We start from the raw sequence: 8,214 nt of genomic DNA, 5'->3' as shown, positions 1-8,214 counted from the left end.
TGGTGGGGCGATGGTGTCGCTCCAGGCGTCGCTGGAGGAGGTGCTGGGGTCGCTGGTGCCGGGTGCCGAGGTGGCCGCGGTCAACGCGCCGGACGCGGTGGTGGTGTCGGGCGACGAGACGGCGGTCGAGGCGGTCGCTGAGGTGTGGCGGGGCCGTGGTCGGCGGGTTCGGCGGCTGGAGGTCAGTCACGCGTTCCATTCGGCGCGGATGGATCCGGTGCTGGAGGAACTGGGCCGGGTGGCGGCGGGTCTGTCGTTCGGTGAGCCGGTGATTCCGGTGGTCTCGACGGTGGCCGGGCGTCCGGTGGACATGGGGGAGCCCGGGTACTGGGTGCGGCAGGTGCGGGAGCCGGTGCGGTTCGCCGATGCCATGGAGTGGCTGTCGGGCCAGGACGTCACGGGATTCGTGGAGGTGGGTCCGCATCCGCTGCTGGTGGGGACCGGGTTGATGCGGCGTGGTGGTGATTCCCCGGAGCGGTTGTTCGCGGGGCTCGGACGGTTGTGGGCGGACGGTGCCGTGCGCTGGACGCCTCCCGCGGCCACGACGGCGGGGACGTCGGGCGGGCGCGTGCCTACGTACGCCTTCCAGCACCAGCACTACTGGCTCCAGCCCACCACCCCGTCGGAGGGCCTCGACACGCCCGACCACCCGCTGCTGCGGTCCCTGGTGAAGCTCCCCGACGGGCAAGGCGTCGTCCTGACCGGGAAGCTCTCCGCGTCCGTCCACCCATGGCTGGCCGAGCACACCGTGCTCGGTTCGACGCTGCTGCCCGGGATGGCGTTCGTGGAGATGGCCGTCCACGCCGGCGAGCACACGGCCAGCCCCGTCCTGTCCGAGCTGGTCCTGGAGGCGCCGCTCGTGCTGTCCGAGCCCGACGGTGTGCACGTGCAGGTCACCGTCGGCGCGCCCGACGACACCGGACGCCGGCCCGTCACCGTCCACTCCCGCACCTCCGCCGAGCCCGACGAGTGGATCCGCCACGCGAGCGGCGTGCTCAGTCCGTCGGCGGACCGGGCGACGGGGGCCGACGGGACGGCCGTGCCCGGGGCGGACGACGGCGAGGCCGTGCCGATCGACATCGGCTCGCTCTACGACCGGCTCGCCGACGCCGGATACGACTACGGGCCGACCTTCCAGGGGCTCGCCGGCATCCGGCGGCACGGCGAGGACCTGCACGCCGAGGTGAGCTTCCCGGTGGACCCCGCGCAGCTCACCGGCTACCGCGTCCACCCCGCGCTCCTGGACGCCGCGATCCAGCCGCTGACCCTGCTCGCCGGTCTCGCGGCCGAGGACGGCGGCACCGGCGACAGCCCGGCGCGGATGCCCTTCTCGTTCTCCGGCGTATCGGTCACCGGGTCGGCCGCGACGGTCCGCGTGGTGCTGCACCCGACCGGGCCGGACACCTACGCGGTGCGGGTCACCGACACCGCCGGGACGCCGGTCGTGAGCATCGACGAGATCGTCCTGCGGCCCGTCGAAGCGGCGGGTCCCGGGGCCGGGCGCCGGCCGAACACGCTGTTCGCCGTCGACTGGACCCCGATGGCGGCACCGGACGGCCCGGACACCGAGACGGTCCTCCACGAGGTCGTCGGCGAGGGCGAACCGGTCGCGGCCGCCCACGCGGTGACCCGCGAACTGCTCGGCAGCGTCCGGGAGTTCCTGTCCACCGACACGCCGGCCCGGCTCGTGGTCCTCACCGGCGACGACCTGGCCTCGGCCGCCGCCCGCGGCTTCCTGCGCAGCGCGCACAGCGAGAACCCCGGGCGGATCCTGACCGTCCGGCACGACGGCACGGCCGCCTCACGACGGGCGATCCCCGCCGCGGTGCGCGCCGCCGTGAGCGACGGCGAGCCCGAGATCCAGTTGCGCGACGGAACCGCCCTCGTGCCGAGGCTGGTGAGGGCCGCCCCGGCCGCCCAGGCCGGGCCCCTGGACGGCGCGCCCCTGGACGGCACCGTGCTGATCACCGGCGGCACCGGCACCCTCGGCGTCCTGGTCGCCCGGCACCTGGTCGCGCGGCACGGCGCCCCGCACGTGGTGCTCGCCAGCCGCCGCGGCGTCGAGCCGCCCGGGCTCCGGCAGGAGCTGGGCGCCGCCCTCACCGTGGTCGCCTGCGACGCCGGTGACCGCGGGGCACTGAGGGATCTCGTCGCCTCGATCCCGGACCTGCGGGCCGTCGTGCACGCCGCCGGGGTCGTCGACGACGCCGTGGTGGGATCGATGACACCGGAGCAGATCGACACGGTGCTGCGCTCGAAGGCCGATGCCGCGTGGTACCTGCACGAGGCCACCGAGCACCTGGACCTGCGGGCGTTCGTGCTGTTCTCCTCGGCGTCCGGGGTGTTCGGCGCCCCGGGGCAGGCCAACTACGCCGCCGCGAACGCGTTCCTCGACGCGCTCGCCGAGCACCGGCACGCGCGCGGTCTGCCGGCCACCTCCCTGGCCTGGGGCCAGTGGGCCGAGTCCAGCGGCATCACCGGGAACCTGACCGAGGCCGACCAGCGCCGGCTGGCGAGGACCGGGATGCTGCCGCTGGCCACCGAGCAGGCCCTCGACGTGTTCGACACCGCCCTGGCCGGCGAACGCCCGGCGCTGGTGCCGGTCCGCCTCGACCTCGCGGCGATCGACACCCCGCCCGCGCTGCTGCGCGGACTCGCCCGGCCGCGGCGCGCGCCGGCCCCGGCGGCCGGCCCCGGCGACCTGCGGGCCAGGCTCGAAGCCCTGCCCGAGCCCGAGCAGCGCGCCCTGCTGTTCGACCTGGTCGTCACGCACAGCGCGAGCATCCTCGGGATGGCCCCCGGCGGGATCGACGACCCGCGTCAGCTCTTCCGCGACCACGGCGTCGACTCGCTGACCGCCATCGAGCTGCGCAACCGGCTCAACGCGGCCACCGGGCTCCAGCTCCCGGCGACCCTCGTCTTCGACTTCCCGACGCCCGAACAGCTCGTCAACCACCTCTACGGGCAGCTGTGCTCGCCGGAGAACCGGGTCGCCGGGCCGATGGAGCGCCTGCTGCGCAAGGCCGTCGACGTCGGCCGCGCGCAGGACGGCCTCGACCTGCTGGCCACGGCGTCCCGGCTGAGCCCGGCCACCGACGCGCCCAAGGCCGAGGTGGTCGCCCTCGCGGCCGGCTTCCTCCAGCCGTCGCTGGTCTGCCTGCCGTCCGCGCTGGCGTCCAGCGGCATCGAGGAGTACGGGCGGTTCGCCGCGGCGCTGGAGGCCGCCCGCGACGTCACGGCGGTCACCCTGCCGGGCTTCGCCGGCGACCCGCTGCCCGCGGACGCCGACGTCCTGGTCCAGGCACTCGCCGACGCCGCGTCGGCCGTCGCCGAGCCGGTGCTGGTCGGCCGCTCGGTGGGCGCGTGGCTGGCGCTGGCGACCGCCGGGGAACTGGAACGGCGGGGGGCCCGGCCCAGCGCCGTGGTGCTCATCGACGGCTACCCCGACGACCTGCCGGGTGTGCTCACCGGCATGCTCGACGCCGGCCACCAGGTCCAACCGGTCGACGACGACCGGCTGGTGGCCATGGGCCGTTACCTCGATCTGGCCGGCGCCCCGGAGCCCGTCACCGCGCCGGTGCTGCTGGTGGGCACCGGGAAGCGCTCGTGGCCCCGGCTGTCCACCACCGCCCAGGAGGTGCTCACCGTCTCGGGCGACCACTTCACCGTACTGGAGGAGCACTCCGCGGCCACGGCGCTGGCCATCAGCACATGGCTCCTCGACTTCAGCGGATACGGGGCCGGGTTGTCCGCACTCAGGGGAAAGGACTATTCATGATCTGGGACAACGTCTACATCGGCGGAACGGGGCGGTACCTGCCGCCCCGCACGCCCGCGACGCAGGCCGTGCCGGACACCGAGACCATGCGGCGGCTGCTCGCGCTGTCGGACTTCGTGTCGTTCACCCACTCCGACGACGTCACCGAGCACGCGATGGCCGTGCACGCGGCGATCGGAGCCCTGCGCGAGTCCGGCCTCAGCGGCGCCGACATCTCCATGGCCGCCTACGCCCAGATGGACCACCAGGACCACATGGCGTCCTCCTGCCACCTTCAGCGCGTCCTCGGCCTCGGCCACGCCCTCGTCTACGAGGTCGAGGCGACCAGCAACGGCGGCTCGGCCGCGCTGCAGTCCGCCGCCGCGCACCTGGTGGCCGACCCGGCCGCGACCGCGACCCTGGTCACGGCCACCGCCCGGTTCCTGCCGCCGCGGTGGGAACGCTGGCAGCCCTCCATCGGGATCTTCCTGGCCGACGGTGCGGTCGCGGCCGTGCTCAACCGCGAGGGCGGCCGGGCGCGGCTGGTCGCGACCGCCAACAGCTCGGCGACCCAGATGGAGGTCCTCGCCACCCCGACGATCCCGGACCCCGAGGGCCACCGCAACCGTACGCCGATCGAGGTCACCGGCCTGGCCCCGTATCTGACGCTGATGAGCGGGGCACTGGTCACCGCGGTCGAGCAGGCCGCCAAGGAGGGCGGCGTCGGCGTCGCCGACATCACCAGGTTCGTCGTCACCGGTCTGGGCCTGGCCCAGCTGGAGGTCGTCGTGCTGGAGCCGCTCGGCATCGACCTCGGCCGCACCACCTGGCCGATGCTGCGCGAGCTCGGCCACGTCGGGCCGTGCGACCAACTGCTCGGCATGGACCACCTGCTGCACGACGAGACCCTCAAGCCCGGCGACACCATCATGTCGATCGGCCTCGGCATGGGCTCGCGGTTCACCGCGTCCCTGCTGGAGGTCACCGAGCCTCCCAAACCCCGTACGACCACCACCTTCACTCAGCCGGTGCGCGCGCAGACCCCGCCCGTCGACGCGTATGTCATCGACCCCTCGGGCGGCGACATCTTCGGCGAGGCCGCCGCCTTGCGCGAGCGCGGTCCGGCCACGCCCGTCGAACTGCCCGGTGGCGTGTCGGCCTGGGCCGTCACCGGGCACGACCTGGCGAAGAAGCTACTGCTCGACCCGAAGGTCTCCAAGGACGCGAACAAGCACTGGCCCATGTGGCGCGACGGCGACATCCCGCCGGACTGGCCGCTGATCATGTGGGTCGCGATGCAGAACATGTTCACCGCCTACGGGTCCGACCACAGCAGGCTGCGCAGCCTGGTGGCCAAGGCGTTCACCCCGCGCCGCATCGAAGCGATGCGGCCGCGCGTCGAGGAGATCACGGCCGGCCTGATCGCCGACCTGGCCGCGGTGCCGCCGGGGCAGACGGTCGACCTGCGCGCACGGTTCGCGTTCCCGCTGCCGATCCAGGTCATCACCGGACTGTTCGGGGTGACCGCGCAGACGGGCGCGGACCTGCGGCGGCTGGTGGACGCGGTGTTCAGCCTCGACGCGGACCCGGCGGGCGTGCAGGCCGCCTCCGGCGAGCTGTACATGCTGCTCAAGGAACTCGTGGCCGCCAAACGGCGCGACCCCGGCGACGACATGACCAGCGACCTGATCGCCGCGCAGGAGGCGGACGGCACACGCCTGTCCGAGCGGGAACTGCTGGACACCCTGCTGCTGACCATCTCCGCCGGCTTCGAGACGACGGTCAACCTGCTCGACCACGCCATCCACGCGCTGGCCACGCACCCGGATCAGCTCGCCCTGGTCCGGTCCGGGACCAGCACGTGGGAGGACGTGGTGGACGAGACCCTGCGCTGGCAGGCGCCGGTGCCGAACCTGCCGCTGCGGTACGCCGTGGAGGACATCTCCGCGGACGGCGTGCAGATCCGCAAGGGCGAGGCGATCCTGCTGTCCTACGGCGCGGCCGGCCGCGACCCGGCGCAGCACGGGGCCGACGCGGAGGACTTCTCCGTCACCCGGCCGTCGCGGGCCGACCACCTCACCTTCGGGCACGGCGTGCACTTCTGCCTCGGCAGCCCCCTGGCGAAGCTGGAGGCGACGACGGCGCTGTCCGCGCTGTTCTCCCGGTTCCCCCGGCTGCGGCTGGCCGTCCCGTCGTCCGAACTCGAGCCGCTGGGTTCCTTCTTCACCAACGGGCACAAGACTCTGCCGGTCATCCTGGAGGAGGGCTGATGGCCCACTTCGCCTTCGTGAGCGCGCCGGCGTCCGGGCATGTGAACCCGACCCTGCCGCTGGTCGAAGAGCTGGTCCGGCGCGGTCACCGGGTCAGCTACGCCACGGGACCGGCCACCATGGACGCCGCCTTGGCCGCCGGGGCGTCGCCGGTGACCCTGCCCTCGCAGCTGCCGCCCGACCTGGCGGCGCGGGGCGAGTTCACGGCGGAACAGCTCGCCGTGACGGTGGAGTACTACCTCGACGACGCGCGTGCCTCTTTCCCCGTCCTGGCCGAGCACTTCTCGGCCGACCCGCCGGACGCGGTGTGCTACGACTCGGTGACCTTCACCGGGAGGATGCTGGCGAACCTGCTCGAGGTGCGGGAGATCTCCCTGGTGCCGACCTTCGCGGAGAACGAGTCCTTCTCGGCGGCGCAGGTGTACCTGCCGGCCGACTTCGACCACACCAACCCCCGGCTGGTGGCCGCGATTCAGGACATGGGGAAGTTCGCGCAGGGCCACGCCTTCCTCGAGGACCCGAACCTGATGTTCGGCCACGTGGCCCCGACGAGCCTGGTGTTCATCCCCCGCGAGTTCCAGATGTCGGGGGATACCTTCGACGAGCGCTTCCACTTCGTCGGGCCGTCGCTGAGCAGTCGGCAGACCGCTGATGAGTGGAGCCCCCGGTCTCAGGCCCCGGTGCTGCTGATATCGCTGGGAACCGTCTTCAACGACCGGCCCGAGTTCTACCGGACCTGCATCGAGGCGTTCGGGGACAGCGACTGGCAGGTCGTCATGGCGGTGGGCGGGCTGGACCAGGAGTCGCTGGGCCCGATCCCGGCGAACGTCGAAGTGCACGCGCACGTGCCGCAGGTGGCGGTGCTGCGACACACCGAGGTGTTCCTGAGCCACGCCGGGATGAACTCGGCGATGGAGTCCCTCTACCACGGGGTGCCCTTCGTGGCGGTGCCGCAGATCCCGGAACAGCGGGCGATCGCCCGGCGGGCGGAGGAGTTGCAGGTCGGCAGGACGCTCGCCGAGCCGACCGTGCAGGGCCTCCGCGACGCCGTCCGGGACGTCCGGTCCTGCCGCCCCCGGGCGGAGGCCCTGAGCCGGATCGTGCGCGGGGCGGGCGGCGCGTCAAAGGGGGCGGACGTCCTGGAGGAGCTGCTGACGCGGTAACGGCCGGGCTCCACCGGGCAGTTCGCACCCGCGCCCCGCCCGGTGGAGCCCGTTCCCGCGCACGGTCGCGTAGTCCGTTCATCCGGCACCCTGGCCCGTGATGGGGGCGGAGTCCTGTTGACGGGCTCTGGTGTTCCATTGTGGCGCCGCTAACATGACAGTCCCTCATGTTTTTCGTCAGGAGGCCGTCATGCCCGACCGCTTCGACCTGCCGGCGGACTTCCGCTGGGGTGCCGCCACCGCCGCCTACCAGATCGAGGGGGCGGTGAACGAGGACGGCCGCGGGCCGTCCGTCTGGGACACCTTCGTCGCCCGCCCCGGGGCCGTACGGGACGGGCACACGGGGGCGGTGGCCTGCGACCACTACCACCGGTACCCCGAGGACATCGCCCTGATGAAGGGCCTCGGGCTGGACGGCTACCGCTTCTCCGTCTCCTGGCCCCGCGTCCTGCCCACCGGCGCGGGCGCCGTCAACCCGGCCGGACTCGCCTTCTACGACCGGCTCGTGGACGCGCTGCTGGAGACGGGCATCACCCCGCTGCCCACCCTCTTCCACTGGGACCTCCCGCAGAGCCTCGAAGACCGCGGCGGCTGGCTGAACCGCGACACCGCGTACCGCTTCGCCGAGTACGCCACCGTCGTCGTCGACCGCCTCGGCGACCGCGTTCCCGCCTGGATCACCCTCAACGAGCCGTTCGTCCACACCGTCTTCGGCTACGCCCTGGGCACCCACGCCCCCGGCCGCGCCCTGATGTTCGAGGCCCTCCCGGCCGCCCACCACCAGCTGCTCGGCCACGGCCTGGCCGCCTCGGTGCTCCACGAGCGCGGCCTGGAGGTGATGCTCTCCAACAACCTCACCCTGGTCGAGCCGGCCTCCTCCTCGGCTGACGATGTCGCCGCCGCCGCGGCCTACGACGCCCTCCACAACCGCCTGTTCACCGACCCCGTCCTCCTCGGCCGTTACCCCGACCTCTCCGCCCTCGGCGTCCCCGACGACATCTTCGGCGCCGTGCGCCCCGGCGAC

The 8,214-nt window shown here is 73.4% G+C and carries 4 protein-coding genes; all 4 read left to right on the top strand.

The genetic code is table 11. The features are described from left to right. The coding region (locus J0670_RS22535) for a type I polyketide synthase (protein WP_207813465.1) at nt 1-3,778 on the top strand (3,778 nt) is incomplete at its 5' end. Beyond that, nucleotides 3,775-6,027 (top strand): cytochrome P450, encoded by a 2,253-nt coding sequence (locus J0670_RS40320; RefSeq protein ID WP_207813464.1) that lies wholly within the window; start codon nt 3,775-3,777, stop codon nt 6,025-6,027. The genes J0670_RS22535 and J0670_RS40320, both read left to right, overlap by 4 nt. Further along, the gene (locus tag J0670_RS22525) at nt 6,027-7,190 is read left to right on the top strand and encodes a macrolide family glycosyltransferase (RefSeq protein ID WP_207813463.1); all 1,164 of its coding nucleotides are present in this window, start codon (nt 6,027-6,029) and stop codon (nt 7,188-7,190) included. The genes J0670_RS40320 and J0670_RS22525 overlap by 1 nt, the downstream gene beginning before the upstream one ends. A gap of 190 nt (nt 7,191-7,380) precedes the next feature. Further along, the coding region (locus J0670_RS22520) for a glycoside hydrolase family 1 protein (protein WP_207813462.1) at nt 7,381-8,214 on the top strand (834 nt) is incomplete at its 3' end.

The sequence above is a fragment of the Streptomyces sp. FH025 genome (assembly GCF_017427025.1).
In the GTDB taxonomy this organism is placed as follows: domain Bacteria; phylum Actinomycetota; class Actinomycetes; order Streptomycetales; family Streptomycetaceae; genus Kitasatospora.
Note: the sequence above shows the minus strand (reverse complement) of the source record. Positions and strands in the feature narration are given on the sequence as shown.